Source organism: Methylococcus capsulatus str. Texas = ATCC 19069 (assembly GCF_000424685.1).
Classification (GTDB): Bacteria; Pseudomonadota; Gammaproteobacteria; order Methylococcales; family Methylococcaceae; genus Methylococcus; species Methylococcus capsulatus.
In genome coordinates this window covers 19282-40349 of the sequence record NZ_AUKJ01000005.1, presented here as the reverse complement: position 1 = coordinate 40349, position 21068 = coordinate 19282, and the positions used below count along the sequence as shown (strand labels likewise).

19 protein-coding genes are annotated in these 21068 nt (G+C 63.8%); 12 read left to right on the top strand and 7 right to left on the bottom strand.

What is annotated here, in order from left to right:
- Positions 1–3: 3 nt before the first annotated feature.
- Genes H156_RS0101020 through lptM form a run of 4 tightly spaced genes read right to left on the bottom strand, consistent with a single transcriptional unit; the run spans position 4 to position 2925 of the window.
- Complete coding sequence (locus H156_RS0101020) at positions 4–708, bottom strand: DUF484 family protein (protein WP_017364855.1); 705 nt, start codon at positions 706–708, stop codon at positions 4–6.
- Positions 705–1532, bottom strand: a complete 828-nt coding sequence (gene dapF / locus H156_RS0101015; protein WP_017364854.1) for a diaminopimelate epimerase — start codon at positions 1530–1532, stop codon at positions 705–707. Before dapF ends, H156_RS0101020 begins: the two co-directional genes overlap by 4 nt.
- 9 nt (positions 1533–1541) lie before the next feature.
- Complete coding sequence (gene lysA / locus H156_RS0101010; RefSeq protein ID WP_017364853.1) at positions 1542–2789, bottom strand: diaminopimelate decarboxylase; 1248 nt, start codon at positions 2787–2789, stop codon at positions 1542–1544.
- 7 nt (positions 2790–2796) lie between these two features.
- Positions 2797–2925 (bottom strand): LPS translocon maturation chaperone LptM, encoded by a 129-nt coding sequence (lptM, locus tag H156_RS16555; protein WP_017364852.1) that lies wholly within the window; start codon positions 2923–2925, stop codon positions 2797–2799.
- A gap of 93 nt (positions 2926–3018) precedes the next feature.
- Here lptM and mutY point away from each other — a divergent pair, with 93 nt between their 5' ends.
- Entirely contained in the window at positions 3019–4080 is a 1062-nt protein-coding gene (gene mutY / locus H156_RS0101000) for an A/G-specific adenine glycosylase (protein WP_017364851.1), read from the top strand.
- 15 nt (positions 4081–4095) lie between these two features.
- Positions 4096–4368, top strand: a complete 273-nt coding sequence (locus H156_RS0100995; RefSeq protein WP_017364850.1) for an oxidative damage protection protein — start codon at positions 4096–4098, stop codon at positions 4366–4368.
- 76 nt (positions 4369–4444) lie between these two features.
- Here H156_RS0100995 and H156_RS15605 read toward each other — a convergent pair whose 3' ends face one another.
- Both H156_RS15605 and rdgC read right to left on the bottom strand, forming a co-directional pair.
- Positions 4445–5551, bottom strand: a complete 1107-nt coding sequence (locus H156_RS15605; RefSeq protein ID WP_238536828.1) for a L,D-transpeptidase family protein — start codon at positions 5549–5551, stop codon at positions 4445–4447.
- Between the two features lie 14 nt (positions 5552–5565).
- Complete coding sequence (gene rdgC, locus H156_RS0100985) at positions 5566–6498, bottom strand: recombination-associated protein RdgC (RefSeq protein WP_017364848.1); 933 nt, start codon at positions 6496–6498, stop codon at positions 5566–5568.
- A gap of 131 nt (positions 6499–6629) precedes the next feature.
- On the opposite strand from rdgC, the gene H156_RS0100980 reads away from it, so the two are divergent.
- From H156_RS0100980 to htpG, 5 genes are all read left to right on the top strand, one after another.
- Positions 6630–9050: a Lon protease family protein gene (locus H156_RS0100980; RefSeq protein ID WP_238536827.1), complete on the top strand. Its 2421-nt coding sequence runs from the start codon at positions 6630–6632 to the stop codon at positions 9048–9050.
- Between the two features lie 55 nt (positions 9051–9105).
- Positions 9106–9957, top strand: coding sequence for a formate dehydrogenase accessory protein FdhE (gene fdhE / locus H156_RS0100975; protein WP_017364846.1), 852 nt, complete (start codon positions 9106–9108; stop codon positions 9955–9957).
- A 151-nt stretch (positions 9958–10108) separates the two neighbouring features.
- Positions 10109–12022 carry an ATP-dependent zinc metalloprotease FtsH gene (gene ftsH, locus H156_RS0100970; protein WP_010960172.1) on the top strand — a complete coding sequence of 638 codons (1914 nt, stop codon included), beginning with the start codon at positions 10109–10111 and terminating at the stop codon, positions 12020–12022.
- A gap of 16 nt (positions 12023–12038) precedes the next feature.
- Positions 12039–13061 (top strand): sodium:calcium antiporter, encoded by a 1023-nt coding sequence (locus H156_RS0100965; RefSeq protein ID WP_017364845.1) that lies wholly within the window; start codon positions 12039–12041, stop codon positions 13059–13061.
- A gap of 358 nt (positions 13062–13419) precedes the next feature.
- Positions 13420–15324, top strand: a complete 1905-nt coding sequence (gene htpG, locus H156_RS0100955) for a molecular chaperone HtpG (RefSeq protein ID WP_017364844.1) — start codon at positions 13420–13422, stop codon at positions 15322–15324.
- A 51-nt stretch (positions 15325–15375) separates the two neighbouring features.
- On the opposite strand, the gene H156_RS0100950 is transcribed toward htpG, so the two are convergent.
- The gene (locus H156_RS0100950; protein ID WP_010960169.1) at positions 15376–16665 is read right to left on the bottom strand and encodes a citrate synthase; all 1290 of its coding nucleotides are present in this window, start codon (positions 16663–16665) and stop codon (positions 15376–15378) included.
- 553 nt (positions 16666–17218) lie between these two features.
- On the opposite strand from H156_RS0100950, the gene H156_RS0100945 reads away from it, so the two are divergent.
- The 5 genes from H156_RS0100945 to H156_RS0100925 all read left to right on the top strand — a co-directional run bounded on the left by H156_RS0100945 (position 17219) and on the right by H156_RS0100925 (position 21040).
- Complete coding sequence (locus H156_RS0100945) at positions 17219–17500, top strand: hypothetical protein (protein ID WP_017364843.1); 282 nt, start codon at positions 17219–17221, stop codon at positions 17498–17500.
- A 36-nt stretch (positions 17501–17536) separates the two neighbouring features.
- Positions 17537–17962, top strand: coding sequence for a hypothetical protein (locus tag H156_RS0100940; RefSeq protein WP_010960167.1), 426 nt, complete (start codon positions 17537–17539; stop codon positions 17960–17962).
- A 75-nt stretch (positions 17963–18037) separates the two neighbouring features.
- Positions 18038–18970, top strand: coding sequence for a protein-methionine-sulfoxide reductase catalytic subunit MsrP (msrP, locus tag H156_RS0100935; protein ID WP_010960166.1), 933 nt, complete (start codon positions 18038–18040; stop codon positions 18968–18970).
- Positions 18971–19025: 55 nt separating this feature from the next.
- Entirely contained in the window at positions 19026–19628 is a 603-nt protein-coding gene (locus H156_RS0100930; protein ID WP_238536826.1) for a protein-methionine-sulfoxide reductase heme-binding subunit MsrQ, read from the top strand.
- Positions 19629–19687: 59 nt separating this feature from the next.
- The gene (locus H156_RS0100925; RefSeq protein WP_026045875.1) at positions 19688–21040 is read left to right on the top strand and encodes a GGDEF domain-containing protein; all 1353 of its coding nucleotides are present in this window, start codon (positions 19688–19690) and stop codon (positions 21038–21040) included.
- Positions 21041–21068 lie beyond the last annotated feature (28 nt).

Sequence of the window (21068 nt, the reverse complement as noted above, 5' to 3'; positions counted from 1 at the left end):
CATTCAGCGTTCGCGGTCGATCAGGGCGACGAGACGGGCGGCGACGATTTCCCCCATCTGCACCAGGAACAGATTGCCCATCTCCGGAGTGAACCGCCCGGCGTCGAAGCTGCCGATCGCCAACAGCCCCTTGATCCCGGCATGACAGAGGGGCACCAGGGCGCACGACGCCACATCGGGCGCATCGGCACCGAAGAGAAACTCCAGCAAAGGTTCGGGGGGGGAGCCGCACACCGGCTCGCAGGAGGCCAGGAGGGGTTCGAGCAGGATGCTCACGGCCGGATCCGGCATCACGTGCAGATCACCGACCGCAGGATGGGCGACGGTGCGGAAAACCCTGACGGAAACGAAGTCGGCCTGAAATCCTTCGTGCAGGCTCCATTTCAGTCCCGCCAGCATGTCATCCACTGAAGCGGCATCCAGCAGAGTCAGCGTGAGGCGATGGAAACGGGCAAACAGCGCGTCGTTCTCCCGCGCGATCCTGAGAATGTCGTTCAACTGTCCCTGCTGCTTCCTGTTCTTCCCGCGCAGCAGCTCGATCTGGCGCGCCACCAGCGAAACCGCTTCACCACAGGGATGGGGCACATGCATGGACTCCAGCAGATCCAGCTGGTCGTGGAAAAAGTCCGGATGCTTCCACAGATAGTCCGCCACCTGGGACGCCGAGAGTTCCGCGCGCTCCGTGCGCCTGGCCTTCCCGAAGTTCATGTTGCCATCCTCCCCTCGAACACGGTAACTGCCGGGCCACTCAGGTAAACCGGCGTCCCCCTTCCCTGCCAGCCGATCCGCAGTGTGCCGCCCGGCAGGTCGATGCGCACGGGACTTTCCAGCGTCCCCTGCAATATGCCGACCACTGCGGCGGCACAGGCGCCACTGCCACAGGCCAGGGTTTCCCCCGTCCCACGCTCATAGACCCTGAGGCGCGCATGATGCAGGTCCAGGACCTGCATGAAACCGATGTTGGCGCGTTCGGGGAATAGCTCGTGCCGTTCCAGCACCGTGCCGACGCGCGCCACCGGCGCCTCGTCGACATCGGCTACCGTGATCACCGCATGGGGATTGCCCACGGAGACCGCGCCGAACCGCCAGTCCACGCCCTCGACGTTCACCGTGTAGACCGACCGCTCCCGATCCGCCAGCAGCGGGACCTCGGCAGGCGCATGGCGAGGCACTCCCATTTCGACCCTGACTTCACCGCCCGCCTCCAGCCACAGGACCATGCGGCCGGCCGCGGTTTCCACCCGGATCTCGTCGCGGTCGATGAGCCCCTTCTCGCGCACGAAGCGGGCAAAGCAGCGCGCGCCATTGCCACACTGCGAGACCTCTCCGCCGTCAGCGTTGAAAATCCGATAGCGGAAATCCACCTCGTCGGAAGCCGGCGGCTCCACCAGCAGGATCTGGTCGCAGCCTATGCCGTAATGCCGGTCGGCCAGCCGGCGCAATGCCGCCTCATCCAGGTTCACTGTCTGATGAATGGCATCGATCACGACGAAGTCGTTGCCCAGCCCCTGCATCTTGGTGAAACGCAGCATGACAGGCTCCTACGGCAGCAGCCGCTCACCGGCGAAAAGTCGAGCCACGTTCTCCCGCTCCCGGATCAGGTACACGGCGCTGCCATCCACCAGGATTTCGGCCGGCCGTGGCCGGGAGTTGTAATTCGAACTCATGCTGAAACCGTAGGCTCCGGCAGAGCGCACCGCCAACAGGTCGCCCGGGACCAGTCTCAGCTCGCGCGACTTGCCCAGGAAATCGCCGGTCTCGCAGACCGGTCCCACGACATCGTAGCTGTGCGACTCCACATCGTCACGTGGTGCGACCGGGACGATCTCCTGCCAGGCACCGTACAGCGCCGGGCGCAGGAGATCGTTCATCGCCGCGTCGACGATCGCGAAATGCTTGGTCTGATTGGCTTTGAGATATTCCACCCGGGTCAGCAAGATGCCAGCGTTACCGGCGACGGCACGGCCCGGCTCGATCAGGATTTCGAAATCGTGGCGGCCGAGCCGGCGGAAAAGCTGCTCGGCGTATTCCGTCGGATGCGGCGGATCCTCGTCGCGGTAACGGATACCCAGGCCGCCGCCCAGGTCCAGGTGACGGATCGCGATGCCTTCGCCGCGCAGCCGAGCGACCAGCGCCAGCACCCGTTCCAGCGCGTCGATGAACGGCATGGAACTGGTCAGCTGCGAACCGATGTGGCAATCGATGCCGACGACTTCCAGGTTGGGCATCCGCGCCGCACGGCGGTACTGCACGAGCGCCTCTTCCACTTCGATGCCGAACTTGTTCTCGCGCAGGCCGGTCGAGATGTAAGGGTGGGTGCCGGCATCGACGTCCGGATTCACCCGCAGCGACACCGGCGCCTTGACGCCGCGCTCGCCGGCCAGCCGGTCGAGCCGGTCGAGCTCTTCGGCCACCTCGACATTGAAGCAGCGGATGCCGGTATCCAGAGCGCGCGCCAACTCGTCCTCGCGCTTGCCGACGCCGGAGAACACCACTCTGGAAGGGTCGCCACCTGCTGCCAATACCCGTTCCAGCTCGCCGACCGAGACGATGTCGAAGCCCGACCCCAGCCGCGCCAGCAGATTCAGGATGGCGATGTTGGAGTTGGCCTTGACGGCATAGCAGACCAGATGCGGGCAGTCGCCCAGCGCAGCGTCGAAGGCATGCCAGTGCCGCTCCAGCGTGGCGCGGGAGTAAACGTAGCATGGCGTTCCATGCTGTTCGGCGATGGCGGACAGCGGGACGTCCTCGACGTGGAGGATGCCGTCACGATAATTGAAATGATCCATGGAACCTTCAGGATTTCTGCTTTTCGGTCCGCGCCGGCTCGCGGTCTGGGAGATACAGCGGACCTTTCTGCCCGCAGGCGCTCGACAGCAAAGTCAGCGCCACGGTCAGCCAGAGGGCGGGATGATTCTTGCTCATACCGGGTGGTCCTGCGGAAATGGGGGAAATGGGGTTGAAAGACCTCATGCAAGGCCGGCATTCTAATGCAAACACCGCCCCCTGTAACGATTCGTGGCTTCCCCGCCGTTCTCCGCCTTCCAGCAAGCCGTACTCGACTGGTTCGATCTCGAGGGACGCCACGACCTGCCCTGGCAGCGTCCCCGCACGCCCTATCGGGTATGGATATCCGAGGTCATGCTGCAGCAGACCCAGGTCGCCACCGTCATCGGATATTTCGAGCGGTTCATGCGGCACTTCCCCCGTCTTGCGGTTCTGGCCGAAGCAGACCTCGAGGAGGTCCTGGCGCTGTGGTCCGGCCTGGGCTATTACAGCCGCGCCCGCAATCTCCACCGCACCGCCCGCATCGTCACCGAGCGTCATGCCGGCGAACTGCCCGCCGATCCCGCGGTGCTGACAACCCTGCCCGGTATCGGCCGTTCCACGGCCGGCGCGATCTCGAGTCTGGGATTCGACCGCCGGGCGGCGATCCTCGACGGGAACGTCCGCCGGGTGCTGGCGCGCTGCCATGGCGTCGAAGGCTGGCCGGGGGCATCCAAAGTGGAAAAGGATCTGTGGCGACTGAGTGAGGAACTGACGCCTTCGACACGGTGCGCAGATTACAACCAGGCGATGATGGACCTGGGCGCGACGGTGTGCACGCGCAGCAGACCGGCCTGCGCCGACTGCCCCCTGGCCGGAACCTGCGTCGCGCGACGGCAAGGCCGGCAAACCGAACTGCCGGCGCCCCGCCGGACCGCTCCGACGCCGGTACGATCGACCCTCATGCTGCTGATGGTCGATCCCGACAGGCGGGTGAGGCTGCAAAAACGCCCGCCCGCCGGAATCTGGGCGAACCTGTGGGCCTTTCCGGAATTCGACGGTCTAGAGGAACTGAATGCCTGGTGTGCGCTACACGGCATTCACGCCCACCGGCTTGAGCCCCTGCCGCCGCGCCGTCATACTTTCAGCCATTTCCATCTGGACTTTACGCCAGTCATCGTTCACTGCGGTGTGGGCCACACCGGCGTCGAAGAAGCGGCGCAAGGTCTTTGGCACCCCCTAGGCGCCGCGATCGGGTTCGGCGTCCCGACCCCGGTCCGCCGACTGCTGCATGAACTCGAACGACTCATCTGAACACTGGAGAACACCATGGCGAGACGAATCATTTGCGCGAAACTCGGCATCGAAGCCGATGGGCTGGATGCCCCACCGTTTCCCGGCCCCCAAGGTCAGCGAATCTTCGAGCACGTGTCCAAAGAAGCCTGGCAGGACTGGCTCAAGCTGCAGACCATGCTGATCAACGAACACCGGCTGACGCCGTTCGAAGCCAGCGCCCGGAAGTTTCTGGAACAGGAGAGGGAGAAATTCCTGTTCGGCGGGGGTACCACCACGCCCGAAGGCTACGTGCCGCCCAGGTCCTGACTTTTTTCGATGCGACGGGCATGGAAAGGGCCGTCGGAAGACGGCCCTTTCCATGTATCCGCTGGACGAAAACCATTCAGAAAAGGCTTTCGGTCGATGGACGTTCCTCGGCGCCGTATGGGCCGGCGGGGCCACCCATGGTCGGGGCTTCGATCCGGCTTTCGTCGCGCGCCCCCGCCCCCGGTTCCACCTCGCCCGCCGGTGAATGCGGGGCTGCGGCCTCGAGCGGCGCGGCACCGGACAGGCTGATGACGGTGGGAATGCCGGTGGGTTCCTCGACGGCCTTCCTCAACGCCGCCTCGTCGATGGCGACGGGATGGGTCGCGGTTTCCTTTTGGATCAAGCTCACCGCTTTGGCCATGAGGTCGGCGGAGCTCAGGCGGTCCTCGTCCAGCGATTCACTCACTTCGATGTAGAGCGTTTCACCCTGCCAGCCCAGCTTGACCGGCTGGTTCACGAGGTTGACCGGGGTGCCGACGGCAACCTCGGGAAACAGCTTGGCGACGTCTTCCGGGTACATGCGGATACAGCCGTGGGTCACTCGCATGCCGATGCCGTAGGACTTGTCCTGATCGGTCCCATGGATGAGATAACCGGGCACGCCCAGGCGCATGGCGAACTGGCCAAGGGGATTGTTGGGGCCGGCCGGGACGACGTCGGGCAGGATCTCGCCGTTCTTGGCATGCTCGGCCTTGATCGACGCCGGCGGGCGCCATACGGGATCCTTGACCTTGGCCACCACCTTGGTCAGACCCAGTGGCGACCGCCAGTCCATCCGGCCGATGCTGATGGGATAGGTCACGACCTTGGTCGGTTTGGCGCCCTTGCCGGCACTGGGATAGAAATACAAGCGCATCTCGGGGATGTTGACGACGATACCGTTGCGCGGCGCATCGGGCAGGATGAACTGCCGCGGCACCGTGACCCGGGTCCCCGCGCCCGGCAGCCAGCGATCGACCTTGGGATTGGCCATCACGATTTCATCCTGGCCCACGCTGTATTCCCTGGCGATGTCGATCAAGGTGTCTTCCTGCCTGGCCGGAACGTATTCGATCTGCCCGACCAGGTCCGAGCCGTCGGCCGGCAGCGGCAACACCTCGGCGCAGACCGCGGAAGACAGCAGTCCGCCCAGGGCAATCCCGGCGCACCGTTGCGCCGACGGGGTCATCCGATTCGCACTCATGCGCACTCTCGCTTTTATTTATTGTCCGCCATCACGGATCGTTGGACGGCCTCACCGCCGAAGAGTTCGACGAGCCGTGCCAGAAATTGTGACAGTTCCAGCGTCATGATGGCAAAGTCCGCATCGAAACGCTCCACTTCGTCGGCCGCGTCGATTTCCGCCGCCTGTTCCTGGATCACATCCAGGAAACGCAGCTTCTTGATTCCCAGCGCATCGTCCAGGGTAAAGCTCAGTCGGTCGTTCCAGCTCACCGCCAGCCGCACGACTTCCTTGCCCGCATCGATGTGGTTGCGGATTTCCGGCGCCGACAGGTCCTGGCGGCGACAGCGGACGATGCCACCCTCTTCCTCCGGCGAGCGCAGCTCGCACTCGTCTTCGATGACGAGGTCCGGCGGCAGATCCTGCTCCAGCAGCCAGGTGGTCATCACCGCCGGCGGACGGTCTTGCGTCGCGACCGGCGCCACCGGCAGGGAACCGAGGGTCTGCCGCAGCAGGCTGACCAGTTCCTCCGCCTTCTTGACGCTGGCGCTGTCCACCACCAGCCATCCGCCGCGCGGATCGACATAGGCATAGGTCCGGCGCGTATGGCTGAACGCGCGCGGCAACAGGCTGTTAAACACCTCGTCGCGCAGATCGCGGCGCTCCTTGCGCCCGACCGGCGTCCCGCGTCGTGCTTCGATCTCCTCGGCCCGCTCCTCCAGCGCTTCGTTCACCACCGAGGCCGGAAGTATTTTTTCTTCTTTGAGCAGAGAGACCATCAGGTAGCCGTTGGCAGCATGCACCAACGGCAGATCGTCACGGCGCAGTGGCGGATGCCAGCCGGCGGCGGCCAGCTCCATGCTGCCGCAGGGTGCGAAGCGGCGGGCCACGAGGGCGTGTTCGAGTCGTTCAGCGGTGAGGGTGCAGGCTTCGGTGAATCGGTAGAGGACGAGGTTCTTGAACCACATGGCCAATCGTTCAAAAAGTGCGGGATTATCGGCGCAATCGGACCGGCTGTCACGGACGATGGGCCCGATTGCAGCAGCCGCCGGTTTGGCGGATCATGAGCCCTCCCGCAGTTCGTCGACAACAAGGAATCATGAACGGCCATCCCGCTGCGCTCCCCCCCGACCGTCTCCTTACCCCCTGCGATCCCGCCAGCTTCTGGTTCGAAACCACCGCCGAACTGGCGGATACCGACATCATCATCGGCCAGCCCCGCGCCCTGGAAGCCATCCAACTGGGCCTCAAAGTCGCTCAGAAAGGGTTCAACGTGTTCGTGCTGGGGCCGCCCGGCAGCGGCAAACTGACCGCGGCGCGCGAACTCGCAGAACGCATCGCCGCCACCCAGCCACCGCCGAGCGACTGGTGCTACGTCAACAACTTCGCCAACCCCGCCCAGCCCAAGGCATTGCGCCTGCCGGCCGGCTGGGGACGGCACTTGGCGCACGACATGGAAGTGGTGGTCGAGGATCTGGTTTCCGCCCTCCCGGCAGCCTTCGAAGGCGAGGAATACCGCAGCCGCGCCGAAAAGATCGAACAGCAGGCGCGCGAGCGCGAAGCCGAGGCGGTCAACCGGCTACGGGCGGAGGCATTGCGGAGCCGCATCGCACTGATCGAGACCCCGACCGGCTTTGCCTTCGCTCCGATGCAGCGGGACCAGGACGAGATCATCAGCCCGGACCAGTTCCAGAACCTGTCGGACCAGGAACGCCAGGCCATCGAAACCACCGTCGCCGACCTGCAGCAGCAACTGCAGAAGATCCTCCGCCAGTTTCCGGCCTGGCGCAAAGAGGCGCGCGGCAAACTCAAGGCGCTCAACCGCGAAATCGCCGAATTCACGGTGTCCCATCAGTTCGCCGACCTCAAAGCACGCTATGCCAGCCTGCCCGGCGTGATCGAGTACCTGAACCTGGCCCAGGCCGACATCATCGAACACACAGAGTCGTTTCTCCCCAAGGCCGAAGGCGTCATCAGCCTGTTCGAAGGGCCGCAGAAAGCGCCGGCACAGCGCTACCGGATCAACCTGGTGGTCGATCACAGCGAACTCACCGCCGCACCGGTGGTGCAGGAAGATCTGCCCACCCATGGCAACCTGATCGGACGGATCGAGCACCAGGCCCACATGGGAGCGCTGGTGACCGATTTCACCATGATCCGGCCGGGCGCCCTGCACAAAGCCAACGGTGGCTACCTGCTGCTCGATGCGCGCAAACTCCTGAGCCAGCCGTTCGCCTGGGAGACGCTGAAGCGCGCCCTGCATGCCGGCGAGATCCGCATCGAAGCGCTGGAACGCAGCCTCAGCCTCATCAGTACCACCAGCCTGGAACCGGAGCCGATCCCGCTGGATCTCAAGGTCATCCTGTTCGGCGAGCGCATGCTCTATTTCCTGCTGGACATCTATGACCCGGAATTCCCCGAGTTCTTCAAGATCGCCGCCGACTTCGAAGAGGTCCTGCCACGCGACGCGGATTCGATCGAACTGTACGCGCGGATGGTTGCCACCCTGGCCCGCCGCGAGAAACTGCGGCCGTTGCACCGGGAGGCGGTGGCCCGCATCGTCGAGCATGCCTCGCGGAGGACCGGCGACAGCGAGAAGCTGAGCGCGCATCTGCGCAGTCTGGCCGACCTGATGAGGGAGGCCGATTTCTATGCAGGCAGCGACGGACGCAACCTCATCACCGCAGCCGACGTCGAACACGCCATCAACCGCCGGATCTACCGCTCCGACCGCCTCCGCAACCGGGTCCAGGAAGCGATACGGCGGGGGCTGATCTTCGTTGACACCGAAGGTGCGGTAGCGGGCCAGATCAACGGCCTCTCCGTATTCCAGCTCAATGATTTCGCCTTCGGCCAGCCCTCGCGGATCACCGCCACCACCCGTCCCGGCAGCGGACGCATCCTGGACATCGAAAAAGAAACCGAGCTCGGCGGCGCCCTGCACAGCAAAGGCGTGCTGATCCTCGGCAATTTCCTCGCTTCGCGCTATTCCGGCGCCCAGGGCTTCTCGGTCGCCGCCAGCCTGGTGTTCGAGCAGTCTTACGGCGGCGTGGACGGCGACAGCGCTTCGCTGGCCGAGCTGTGCGCGGTGCTGTCCTCGATCGCCGAAGTGCCGATCCGGCAGAGTCTGGCCATCACCGGTTCGGTCGACCAGCACGGCCGGGTGCAGCCCATAGGCGGCGTGAACGAGAAGATCGAAGGCTTCTTCGACGTCTGCGCGGCGCGCGGCCTGACCGGCGACCACGGCGTGATCATCCCGGCGGCCAACGTCGTGCATCTGATGCTGCGGCGGGACGTGGTGCAGGCCGCGGCCGAAGGGAAATTCCACGTCTATGCGGTGTCTCAAGTCGACGAGGCGCTGGAACTCCTCACCGGCATCCCGGTGGGTCGCCGTGACGAAACCGGCGTGTTTCCGGAAGGTTCGCTGAACAGGAAGGTGGAAGAACGGCTCAAGGACTTCGCCGCGGTGCTGCGCAGCCTGCAGAAGAGCGGCGAAGAGACGGGCGGGGAGAAACATTGACTGCGCTTCCTGCGATCATCTGACGGTGTTTCGAATCGCACGCATACCTCCTTCCATGGAAAGCAACCGTTTCACCGGCAGCGACGCCGAAATCCCCGCCGTCCTCGTCCCATCCACCGACGGCCCGTTCCGCCATCGCGCAGCCCGCTTCCGCGATCTGGCCCGGTCCCGGTCCTCGCTGGCCGGCTACCTGAACCTCATGGCCGACCTGGCCGAGATTCAGGCCGGCCTCTGGAACGATGCCGCCGCCGCGCTGCCGCTGGACATGGCCGGGCTGCCGGAAAATCCGGCATGGCGCGCCACGCTGCGGTCGATCGCCGACCGGCTGACTCCGGGGGAGCCTGGGCTCGCCTCCTTGCTGAACCGGATCCGGCAGGCGACGGACCAGGAGCTGGCAATCTGGGGAAACGGCGTCCTGGCCGGCGATTTCGACCGCACCGATGCCGGGATCACGCCCCTCGTAGCCGCGGCCCTGCAGATCCACATGACTTCGTTCGCTTCCCGCCTGGAGAAAGAAGGACTCGGCCCGACGCGAAACGACGCCACCTGCCCGGTTTGCGGCTCCCTGCCGGTCGCCTCCGTCCGGCAGACGGGTGGGGCGGTCCACGGCCTGCGCTACCTGGTCTGCGGCCTGTGCGGGTGCGAATGGCACCGGCTGCGCATCCAGTGCACCCACTGCGGCTCCAGCAAGGAAGTGGCCTACTTCGCGATCGAGGGCGGGAGCGATGCCGTGAAGGCGGAAGGCTGCGGCGACTGCATGACCTACGTGAAGATCATGGATCGCGACAAGGACGCCGCCGTCGATCCCTTCGCCGACGACATCGCCAGCCTGGCTGTGGACCTGCTCATGGCCGAGGAGGGTTACCGGCGGCTGGGTTTCAATCCGCTGCTGGTGCCCGGCGGCTGATGCGAGAGACCCTACCCAAAATGGCCATGGCGGAAAACCGGCGTAGCTGGGGGCGATCGTCCCTGGCAGCAATCCGATCATACAAGCACTAGAATTTCCCCACCGGAACTCACCGTCCCGGCCGTCATGCAGCCTTAACCGGAGACTCCCCATGGCCAAACACTCCCAGCATTCCTCCCCTCCCCGCAAGCTGTTCGATACTTTGAACGATCTCTGGCAGCGGGCGAAAAGCGAGGCCGGCCTCTCGGCCGAAGGTCCCGAGGGCACCCGCCGCCGCAACAACCTGATTCTGTATCTGTTGCTGGTGCTGTCCACCCTGTACCTGCTGAACGGGTATCAGACTCTGCGCAACGAGGAAATTCCCTACAGCGAATTCCTGAAAGCGGTGGCCGAAGGCAGAGTGGAACAGGCCGTGGTCACCGAGCAGACCATTTCGGGCACCCTCAAGCCCGAAGCCGAGGGTGAATCGACCCGGCCCTTCATCACTGTGCCACTGTGGAACCACGAACTCGCCGCGGAACTGGAAAAAAAGGGCGTGAAATACACGGTCCGCTATGGCAGTAACTGGTTCAGCAGCCTGATCTTCAACTGGATCGTCCCCATCGTTCTGCTCACCCTGTTCTGGACCTGGATGGCGCGGCGCATGACCGGGGGGAGGGGATTCCTGAGCATCGGCAAGAAGACCCGGATCCAGGCCGACACCGCCGCCAAAGTCACGTTCGGCGACGTGGCCGGCGCCGACGAAGCCAAGCAGGAGCTGCGGGAAACCATCGAGTTCCTGCAGAACCCCACCCGCATCCAGAGCCTGGGCGGACGCATGCCCAAGGGCGTGCTGCTGGTCGGCCCACCCGGCACCGGCAAGACTCTCCTGGCCCGCGCCGTCGCCGGCGAAGCCGGGGTCCCGTTCTTCAACATCAGCGGCTCGGAGTTCATCGAACTGTTCGTGGGGGTCGGTGCCGCACGCGTCCGCGACTTGTTCGAACAGGCCCGTCAGAATGCCCCGTGCATCATCTTCATCGACGAGCTGGATGCCATCGGCCGATCCCGCGGCGGTCCGGTGGTGATGGGTGGCCACGACGAGCGCGAGCAGACCCTCAACCAGCTGCTGACCGAGATGGACGGCTTCGACCCCTCGGTCGGCGTCGCCGTGATGGCCGCCACCAACCGTCCGGAAATCCTGGACAAGGCTCTGCTCCGCTCCGGTCGCTTCGACCGCCAGATCGTTGTGGACAAGCCGGGGCTGGAGGACCGGGTTTCGATCCTCAAACTGCATACCCGGAAGATGAAACTGGCAGCGGATGTCGATCTACGTGTGGTCGCCCAGCGCACACCCGGCTTCGTCGGCGCCGATCTGGCAAACGCCGCCAACGAGGCCGCCATCATCGCCGTACGCGCGAACAAGGCCGCCATCGGCATGGCGGACTTCGAGGCTGCCATCGACCGTATCCTGGCGGGTCCGGAGAAGAAGAGCCGGCTGCTCAACGATGCAGAGAAGCACCGCGTGGCCGTCCACGAATCCGGCCACGCCCTGGTCGCCGAAATCGTGCCGACCGGCCAACCCGTGCACAAGGTGTCGATCATTCCCCGCGGCGCCGCTGCCCTGGGATTCACCCTGCAGCTTCCGGTGGAAGAGAAATTTTTGTCGACCGAGCAGGAACTGAAGGATCAGATCGCCATCCTCCTGGGCGGCCGCACTGCGGAGGAGCTGGTGTTCGGCGAATCCTCCAGCGGCGCCCAGAACGACCTGGAAAAGGCTTCCGAGATCGCCCGCACCATGGTTTGCAGCCTCGGAATGAGCAAGGTGCTCGGTCCCCTCACCTACGGCCGGCGTCAGCAGCTCGCCTACCTCAGCGTCGAAGGCGCCGAGGAACGCAACTTCAGCGAGGAAACGGCACGGCTGATCGACAACGAGGTTCGGAAACTGATCGAGGAAGGCTTGCAGCGCGTGCGCGAAATCCTCACCCACCACCGCGTCACACTGGACAGGCTCGCCGCCCTGCTCCGGGAAAAGGAAGTCGTGAGCGGGGAAGACGTCAAAGCGGTGATCCGCGAAGCGGCATCCTAGCGAACAAGGCCGCCGAGTGGCTGCACCGGAACTGCTGATTCCCTGGGCGGACTTCCTGCTCTGCGTCGCGCTCATCGCCGTCGCGGGAAACCGGCTCTCCCGTTACGGCGATGTGATCGCAGAAAAAACCGGTCTGTCCGGGAGCTGGATCGGTCTCGTCCTGCTGGCGACGGCGACATCCCTGCCGGAACTGATCACCGGTGCCAGCGCCGTGACCGCCGCCGGGGCGCCCGACATCGCCGCGGGCGACGTGCTGGGAAGCTGTGTCTTCAACCTCGTCATCCTCGTCGCCCTGGATTTCCTGCACCGCCACGAATCGGTCTACCGCCGCGCCAGTCAGGGCCATTTGCTCTCGGCGGGCTTCGGTATCATCCTGCTCGGCCTGGTGGGGCTCAACCTGCTGCTGGCCGACAAGCACATCGTTCCGACGCTGGGCTGGGTCGGACTTTACTCTCCGCTGCTCGGCCTGCTGTACCTGTTTTCGATGCGCGCCGTGTTCCTTTATGAACGCGAGCAAATGGCGGCCTTCACGGAAGACATGACCGAACAGTATCCCGGCATCCGTCTGCGCCGGGCGGTGACGTGGTATGTTGCCGCGGCTGCCGTGGTCGTCGGCGGGGGTGTCTGGCTGCCTTCCATCGGCACGACGCTGGCCGAAGTCATGGGCTGGAACAAGAGCTTCGTCGGCACCCTGTTCGTCGCAGCCGCCACTTCGATGCCGGAACTGAGCGTCACGATCGGGGCAGTGCGCATCCGGGCTGTCGACATGGCCATCGCCAACCTGCTGGGCAGCAATCTGTTCGACCTGTGTATCCTTGCCATTGACGACCTGGCCTACCTGCCCGGACCGCTGCTGTCGCATGTGTCGTCGGTCCACGCCCTCTCGGCCTTCTCGGCCATGGTCATGACCGGCATATTCATCGTGGGTCTCCTCTACCGCGCCGGCACCCGGCTGTTCAGAACCGTCGGCTGGGTCAGTATCGCCCTGCTGCTGGTATACCTGGGCAACGCCTACGTACTTTACCTTTACGACAAGTGATCTGCTTCCGACTGACCTTTCCTCGGTCTTTCGTCTTCCGAGCGGTGGGGTTCATGCCACCTGTTTTTCCCGATCCCGGGCTGCGGGCCCGTCCCGCCTGAACCGCTCCGGCGATTCGTGGCCCGAAGTCGAGTGCCGGCGCTCGCGGAGGTAGAACGCCATCGCCTTCATGGCTGCGCGTGTCGCAGGGCGCTCACCGTCAATCCGCTCGCTCCCGGAAGTGTGAGCGTGATTCTACGTCACCGCCGGAAGACCATTTTCCAGGGAAGGTCATGGTATTGAAATCCTGATCGGGCGCCTCCACTTCGGTGAGCGCCAAAACATCCATCCCTATTTCCGCAGAAGGAAGCACACCGCCATGACCGAAGCCGAAAACCGTGTCACTTTGGGCTTCGAAGCAGAAGTCAAACAACTGCTTCACCTCATGATCCACTCCCTGTACGGCAACAAGGAAATTTTCCTGCGCGAGCTGATCTCCAACGCCTCCGACGCCGCCGACAAGTTGCGCTTCAGTGCGCTGGGCAACGATGCGCTGTACGAAGGCGACAGCCGGCTGCGGGTGCGGATCGAGTTCGACAAAGCCGCCCGCACGCTGAGCATCAGCGATAACGGTATCGGCATGACGCGCGAGGAAGTGCAGCACAACATCGGCACGATCGCCCGTTCCGGCACCCGGCATTTCTTCGAGTCGCTGACCGGCGACGAAGCCAAGGACAGCCAGTTGATCGGCCAGTTCGGCGTGGGCTTCTATTCCGCATTCATCGTGGCCGACAAAGTGGTGCTGGAAACCCGCAAGGCCGGCGTACCGGCCGAGGAAGGCGCGCGCTGGGAATCGTCCGGCGAAGGCAGTTACACCCTGGAAACCCTGACGCGACCCGAACGCGGCACCCGCGTGACCCTGCACCTGCGCGAAGGCGAGGACGAGTTCCTGGACGGCTGGAAGCTCCGTGCCATCATCCGCAAGTTCTCCGACCACATCTCTCTGCCCATCGAGATGAAGCGGGAAACCGGCGAGCCGAAGGAGGGCGAGGAAGCGCCCGCCGAGGTCTGGGAAACGGTCAACAGCGCCTCCGCATTGTGGGCCAAGAACCGCGACGAAATCACCGACGAAGCCTACAACGAGTTCTACAAGCACGTCTCGCACGACTTCCAGGAACCGCTGGCCCGCGTCCACAGCCGGGTCGAGGGCACCAACGAGTACACCCTGCTGCTCTATATCCCCAAGCACGCGCCGTTCGATCTGTGGGACCGCGATTCCAAGCGCGGTGTCAAGCTGTACGTCCGTAAAGTCTTCATCATGGAGGATTCGGACAAGCTGATGCCGCGTTACCTGCGCTTCGTCCGCGGCGTGATCGATTCCGACAGCCTGCCGCTCAACGTTTCGCGTGAAATCCTCCAGGAAAACAAACAACTGGAGAAAATCCGCGGCGGCGCGGTAAAGAAGGTGCTGGGACTCCTGGAAGACCTGGCGAACAACGAGCCCGAAAAGTACCAGGCGTTCTGGAAGGAATTCGGTCAGGTGCTGAAGGAGGGCCTGATCGAGGACTTCGCCAACAAAGACCGCCTCGCCAAGTTGCTGCGCTTCAGTTCCACCCACACCGACAGCGAGGAACAGACCGTCACCCTGGACGAATACGTCTCCCGCATGAAGGAAGGCCAGGACAAGATCTATTTCGTCTCGGCCGAGAGTTTCGGAGCCGCCAGGAACAGTCCGCACCTGGAAATCTTCCGCAAGAAGGACATCGAGGTGCTACTGCTGAGCGACCGTATCGACGAATGGCTGGTCAGCTATCTCACCGAATACGAAGGCAAGCCGCTGCAGTCGGTGGCGCGGGGCGACCTGGACCTCGGCAAGCTGGAAGGCGAGGAAGAGAAAGCCGAAGCCGCTGCCGAGAAGGAGGCATTCGCGCCGCTGACCGAACGACTGAAAAAGGCGCTCGAAGCCAAGGTGAACGACGTCCGCCTCAGCCATCGTCTGACCGATTCACCGGCCTGTCTGATTTCCGAATCCTACGGCATGAGCCGGACCATGGAACGGATCATGAAATCCGCGGGCCAGAATATTCCCGGCAGCAAGCCGATCCTGGAGATCAATCCCCACCACGGCCTGATCGCGCGTCTGAACACGGAAGCCGACCAAACGCGTTTCCAGGATCTCGCCTCGCTGCTGCTCGACCAGGCCGTGCTGGCCGAGGGCGGCCAGCTCGACGACCCGGCAGAGTTCGTGCACAAGCTGAACGGTCTGTTGCAAAGCCTGCTCTGAAATCCCGTCCTGCCCCGCCCTGCGGCGAACGCCGAAGGAGCGGGGCCCCCTTCAACGCTGAGCGATGGGCACGTAGGGACGTTGTCTTTCGCCGATGTAGATCTGGCGGGGCCGGGCGATCCGCATGCCCGGATCCTCCAGCATCTCCTTCCAGTGCGCGATCCAGCCCGGCAGCCGGCCGAGCGCGAACATCACCGTGAACATGTTGGTCGGGATCTTCAACGCCCGGTAGATGATGCCGGAATAGAAGTCGACGTTCGGATAGAGCTTGCGTTCGATGAAATAGGGATCGGTCAGCGCCACCTCTTCCAACCCCTTGGCGATTTCCAGGATGGGATCGTCGATACCCAAATAATTGAGCACTTCATCACAATACTTCTTGAGAATCTGGGCACGGGGGTCGTAGCTCTTGTATACCCGGTGACCGAATCCCATCAGCCGGTACGGATCGTTCTTGTCCTTGGCCCGTTCGATGTATTTCTTGTAGCAGCCGCCGGCACGGTGGATTTCCTCCAGCATCTCGATGACGGCCTGGTTGGCCCCGCCGTGGAGCGGCCCCCACAGCGCGCAGATGCCGGCGGAGATCGCCGCGAACAGATTGGCCTTGGACGACCCCACCATGCGTACCGTGGAGGTGGAACAGTTCTGCTCGTGATCGGCATGGAGGATGAACAGCACGTCCAGCACCTTGCGGATCAGCTCGTCCGGTACATAGCCGCGCATCGGCCGGGTGAACATCATATGCAGGAAATTGGAGATGTAATCCAGCTCCGGCCGGGTATAAACGAAGGCCTCGCCCACCGATCGCTTGTAGGCGAAGGCGGCCAGCACCCGCACCTTGGACAGGAGCCTCGAAATGGTTTCGTCGCGCTCGTCGATGGTCTGGTCCGGTTTCAGCAACTCGGGGTGATAGACCGAGAGCGAGCAGACCATGGAGGAGAGGATCGCCATCGGGTGGGCATGGCCGGGATACGAGGTGAAGAAGCTCTTCATGTCCTCGTGGATCAGCGAGTGGTGATGAATCTTCTCCTTGAACCTTGCATACTGCTCCACCGTGGGCAGCTGGCCGTAGATCAAGAGATAGCTCACCTCGACGAAGGTCGACTTCTCGCAGAGTTCGGCGATGTCGATGCCACGGTAGCGCAGGATGCCTTGCTCGCCGTCGATGAAGGTGATGGCCGACAGACAGGAGCCGGTATTGCCGTAGCCGGGATCGAGCGTGATATAGCCGGTCTGGGCACGCAGCTTCGTGATGTCGATCGCTTTCTCTCCCTCGGTGCCCTCGATCACCGGGACTTCCACGACGCTTTCGTTCAGTTCAAGTTTGGCAAAATTCGACATAAGGAATCCATGTTTTGGGATAGCTATTCAGACTCTGTTCTTAGCGCCGGGGCCTGGAAAAACCTCTTCCGCCGCTGCTGCGCACACCGCTACTGCTCACCGTGCGGTGACTGTATCTTGTCCGGGAAGCGGACGCACTTGGCGTGATCTTAACATTCCTTTTGCGCGTACTGGACTTCATCGGTTAGGGTTACGGACCGCCGCGCCCCGTCGAGCGCTTACGGACATCGCCGGGAGCCGGACACCGCGGCCCGTCTTGACCGACGAACGAGACACCAGGAGGAAACGGGTGGGAAGCATCGGGACCGACCTTTTGCCGATTGCACTCATGGTGATGCTCGCGCCCGTGGCGGCGCTCTCGGATACCCATCGTCGTCGCGGAGATCATTCCGGGCGTCCTCGTCGGGCCGAAGGCACCGCACCTGGTGGAACCTTCGCCGGCAAATTCGGCTGGACATCGTCATGGGCGCACTTGCCTCGGGCATGGTCGTTGGTCTCACCAGCAAAGGACCGGGCGGTGATGTGCGGAGGTCCAAGCCGGAAATCATCGGGTATGGCTTTCTGGTTCCCGATATTCTTCGTCACGGCCGGCATTCATTTCGATCTCGACGCCCTGTGGACGAGTCCGCTCGCACCGCTCCAGATCATGATTCTGCCGGCATTGCTCGTCCTGGTGCGCGGCATTCCCTCGTTCGTTCATCGCCGCAGCCCGTCGCCCGCGGACCTCGTGCCGCCGGAACGTGCGACCGCCGTGGACAGCTCAGGAATGGTCTCTGTGCCGGCCTTCCCCATTCTGGCCGGCAGGCTGCGAATGAGACTCGGCCTGTCGGCATGAGGATTCCGATACATCTGCCATGAGGAACGCACGTTCATGAAAACCCCTCTCCGTTTCGCCTGTCTGGCCCTTGCCATCCTACCGTTGCAGCCGTCCTTTCCCGCTTTCGGCGCCGATGTCCCTGAGGAATCACCGTCGATCGAGGACATCGGAGAGAAGATGAAGGAAACCGCCCGGGCGATCGGCGACTACTCTTCACGGAAAGGGAACGAAGCCGCCGACGCCCTGAAATACGGATTCAGCGAACTGAAATCCAGGACCGGCGAACAATGGCAGCGGGTCGAGGAGACGGCACGGGACACGTCGAAGGAGGCGCTCGATCAGACCGCGACGCAGGCGGAACGCTTCAAGAGCGGCTCGCAGGATGCCTGGAGCCATATCCGGAAAGGGTTTTCCGACGCGTTTTCCTCCTTCCGGCGGGCTTGGGACAAAGACCGGCAGGACGGCGGCTCGAACGAATGAATCGGGTTATCGCAGCCGTGGTGACCCATGCAGTACCATCGGGGCACCACTCGCCCCTGGAGCCGGGAGACTGCCATGCGTAAAACCAGCTCACCCAGAATCGCCCCTTCCGAAATCACGCCGCGGGACCTGTACCACGACCGCCGCCGCTTCATGCAGGCGGCCGCCGGCGCTGCGGCCGCCGCCCTCTGGCCCCATTGGCTCAGTGCGGGCGAGAAACTGCCGGGGGTCCGAAAAACCGATCACGTCCTGCCGGATGCACTGACACCCTTCGAAGACGTCGCTCATTACAACAACTTCTATGAGTTCGGAACGGACAAGGAAACGCCGTCCCGGACCGCGGGCAGCCTCAAAACCCGCCCCTGGACGGTATCCGTGGAAGGCGAGGTGCAAAAACCCAAGCTGTTCGACGTCGACGACCTGCTGAAACTCGCTCCTCTGGAAGAACGCATCTACCGCCTGCGCTGCGTCGAAGGCTGGTCGATGGTGGTGCCTTGGGTGGGGTTTCCGCTGGCCGAACTCATCAAGCGCGTCGAGCCCACCGGGAACGCCAAATTCGTCGAGTTCATCACACTGTACGACCCGGCCCGGATGCCCGGCCAGAAGTCGTCGGTGCTGGATTGGCCCTACCGGGAGGCACTGCGCCTGGACGAGGCCATGCACCCCTTGACGCTTCTGGTCTTCGGGCTTTACGGCGAAGTGCTGCCGAACCAGAACGGCGCCCCGGTGCGGGTGGTGGTGCCTTGGAAATACGGGTTCAAGAGCGCCAAATCCATCGTCCGCATCCGCTTCGTCGAACAACAGCCGGTTTCGACCTGGACCCGGGCCGTGCCCAGCGAATATGGCTTCTATGCCAACGTCAATCCGCAAGTGGACCATCCGCGCTGGAGCCAGGCGAAGGAACGCCGGCTCGGGGAATTCTTCAAGCGGCCCACGCTGATGTTCAACGGTTACGCCGAACAGGTCGCCCACCTCTATGCCGGCATGGACCTCAAGAAGTTCTTCTAGGGGAAGGAAGCGGATACGGCACGAGGAAAATGCACCGAGGGCCGCGAAGGCCGTCGTGTTCGTCGCGGCCCTCATTCCGCTGGCAAGACTTGCCGCCGGCGCCGCACTCGGCACCCTGGGCGCCAATCCCATCGAAAAGATCATCCGGACGACGGGCTACTGGACCTTGAGTTTCCTGCTCATCACCCTCGCCGTCACACCCCTGCGCATCGTGTTGAAGCTGCCCAGGCTGGTACGCTTGCGGCGAATGCTGGGCCTGTTCGCATTCTTCTATGGACTGCTGCATTTCACCGGCTATGTGGTCCTGGACCAGTTCTTCGACTGGCCGGCGATCCTGAAGGACATCGCGAAACGCCCGTTCATCACGGTGGGTTTTCCTTCTTTCGTGTTGCTCATTCCGCTGGCGGTCACCTCCACCGACGCGATGGTGCGCCGGCTCGGCGGCAAGTGCTGGCGGCGCCTGCACCGGCTGGTCTATGTCTCGGCCATCGGCGGGGTGATCCACTACCTGTGGCTGGTGAAGAAGGACATCTCCGATCCTCTCAGGTTCACCGTCCTGCTCACCGCGCTGCTGGGGTTCCGGGCGATCGTCCTGCTGCGGCGCCGCGCGCGTGGCTCGAATTCGACGGTGCTGTCCGACCGCCGCGAAGCCGGCTAAACTTCAGGAGCCGCGACAAACCGGTCCGGCCGCCGCTGCGCCACTTCCGAAACGCCACGATGCTCAGACTGACCCGCAAAGTCTTCGTCGACCTGTCGATCTGGATGATCGGCTTCGGTCTGTTGATCGGCCTCATCTTTCCGTTCTTCGCATTGAGCCTGGGGATACCGTCCTCGTATGTGCTGACGCCCTGGTTCTTCGCTACCTGCATCGCCGCCGGATTCGCCGTGGGAGCGATGAACATCGCCCTGGCGCGCTCGGTCGTCGGTGAGCGGTTGCGGTTGCTGGCGGAACGGATGGGCCTGGTCGCGAAACGCCTGCAAGACATGTCGCAGGACGACACGCCCGGAAGATGCACCCCGGAACATTGCGCCATCCAAGTCGATTCCGACGATGAAATCGGCGACGGCGCCCGAGCCTTCAACCAACTGATCCAGGCACTGTCACTTTCGATCGAAACCGAAACGGCGGTCCGCACGTTCACCGAGATGCTGGTCAGCGAACTCGACGTGCATCAGCTCACCGAGCAGGCTTTGGCGCTCCTGCTGCAACATACCGGTGCCGACGGCGGTGCGATCCTGATCGAAGTGGACGGCGAAATCCGGGTTGCTGCGTCGCAGGGCATCGGCAGCGCCCACACCCTGGCGAACAACGACCGCGTCCGCAGCGCGCTGCGCACCGAGCGCCGCCACAGGGTGCAACTGCCCGAGGATCTCGTGGTAGACGGCATGCTGGCGCAGTTCCGGCCGAAGGAGGTCATCATCGATCCCGTGCGGCACAAGGAAGTGGTGCTGGGAGCGGTCGTGTTGGCCAGCGGCCAAGGCTTCAGCGCCGAAGACCGGAATCGCCTGGACGTGTTCGAGAGAGGCCTCGCGTTGGCGTTGCACAACGCGCTCCTGTACGACCGTCTGCAGACGCTAGCGGCACTCGATCCCCTCACCGGCGCCTACAACCGCCGGTTCGGCATGGCCCGGCTGCGGGAGGAGTTCCGGCGTGCGGTCCGGCTGAACCTTCCCCTCGGCATCCTGATGTTCGACATCGATTATTTCAAGCGGATCAACGACACCTACGGCCACCTCGCCGGGGACCGGGTGCTCTCCCGCGTCGCCAAGACCGCGCGTTCGGTGCTGCGCGAGGGTGACGTCCTGATCCGTTACGGTGGCGAGGAATTCATCGCGGTCCTGCCCGCCGCATCCCTGCACGACCTCGAATACGTGGGCGAGCGGCTACGCCACCAGGTGGACGACCTCATGCTGATGGACGGCGACCAGTCGATGCATGTAACCGTAAGCATCGGGGCGGCCGCGTACCCGGACACCGACGTGGAAGACGAAACCGCCCTGGTCGATCGGGCCGACAAGGCGCTCTACGCCGCGAAATCAGACGGGCGCAACCGTCTGGTCATCAGCTGATGCCGCTCGTCTCTCATCTTGCGACGGG

Excerpts from the sequence above, each read along its gene's own strand:
- fdhE (WP_017364846.1), top strand. The coding sequence starts at position 9,106 with ATGGAAAGCAACCGTTTCACCGGCAGCGACGCCGAAATCCCCGCCGTC.
- dapF (WP_017364854.1), bottom strand. The coding sequence starts at position 1,532 with ATGCTGCGTTTCACCAAGATGCAGGGGCTGGGCAACGACTTCGTCGTG.
- H156_RS0100925 (WP_026045875.1), top strand. The coding sequence starts at position 19,688 with ATGCTCAGACTGACCCGCAAAGTCTTCGTCGACCTGTCGATCTGGATG.
- H156_RS0100980 (WP_238536827.1), top strand. The coding sequence starts at position 6,630 with ATGAACGGCCATCCCGCTGCGCTCCCCCCCGACCGTCTCCTTACCCCC.
- htpG (WP_017364844.1), top strand. The coding sequence starts at position 13,420 with ATGACCGAAGCCGAAAACCGTGTCACTTTGGGCTTCGAAGCAGAAGTC.
- H156_RS0100945 (WP_017364843.1), top strand. The coding sequence starts at position 17,219 with ATGGCTTTCTGGTTCCCGATATTCTTCGTCACGGCCGGCATTCATTTC.
- H156_RS0100950 (WP_010960169.1), bottom strand. The coding sequence starts at position 16,665 with ATGTCGAATTTTGCCAAACTTGAACTGAACGAAAGCGTCGTGGAAGTC.
- H156_RS0101020 (WP_017364855.1), bottom strand. The coding sequence starts at position 708 with ATGAACTTCGGGAAGGCCAGGCGCACGGAGCGCGCGGAACTCTCGGCG.
- lptM (WP_017364852.1), bottom strand. The coding sequence starts at position 2,925 with ATGAGCAAGAATCATCCCGCCCTCTGGCTGACCGTGGCGCTGACTTTG.
- H156_RS0100940 (WP_010960167.1), top strand. The coding sequence starts at position 17,537 with ATGAAAACCCCTCTCCGTTTCGCCTGTCTGGCCCTTGCCATCCTACCG.
- msrP (WP_010960166.1), top strand. The coding sequence starts at position 18,038 with ATGCGTAAAACCAGCTCACCCAGAATCGCCCCTTCCGAAATCACGCCG.
- lysA (WP_017364853.1), bottom strand. The coding sequence starts at position 2,789 with ATGGATCATTTCAATTATCGTGACGGCATCCTCCACGTCGAGGACGTC.
- ftsH (WP_010960172.1), top strand. The coding sequence starts at position 10,109 with ATGGCCAAACACTCCCAGCATTCCTCCCCTCCCCGCAAGCTGTTCGAT.
- H156_RS15605 (WP_238536828.1), bottom strand. The coding sequence starts at position 5,551 with ATGAGTGCGAATCGGATGACCCCGTCGGCGCAACGGTGCGCCGGGATT.
- H156_RS0100995 (WP_017364850.1), top strand. The coding sequence starts at position 4,096 with ATGGCGAGACGAATCATTTGCGCGAAACTCGGCATCGAAGCCGATGGG.
- rdgC (WP_017364848.1), bottom strand. The coding sequence starts at position 6,498 with ATGTGGTTCAAGAACCTCGTCCTCTACCGATTCACCGAAGCCTGCACC.